Genomic DNA, 259 nt, shown 5'->3' on the forward strand with positions numbered 1-259 from the left:
GTGACGGCAGTAGTGCTCAGCGACAAACTGTGCGCAACGATCGCGAGCTGCATTATGGCAGAGCAGGAACCTCCAGAGGATTTGCCCATCCGGCACATCTTCTTGGCGCTTGACCTGATCTACTACGCGGGGTACGCCGGAGAGTTTCCGCCTGTGGGGACCCTGTTTGGTGATATCGTCGTGTACTCTGAGCACGTCAACACGCCTAAGGAGCTATCGCTGGGTCTGGATGAAGTGCTCGTCTACACCACGTGATCCG

Annotated in this window: 1 protein-coding gene; it reads left to right on the forward strand. The window is 57.1% G+C overall.

Features of this window, described 5'->3' with window-relative positions; translation table 11 throughout:
* On the forward strand, positions 1-255 hold a 255-nt coding region (locus AC1RPT_RS08100), incomplete at its 5' end, for a hypothetical protein (RefSeq protein WP_481763039.1).
* Positions 256-259 lie beyond the last annotated feature (4 nt).

Source organism: Dellaglioa sp. CoH-56-MRSF-11 (assembly GCF_056782135.1).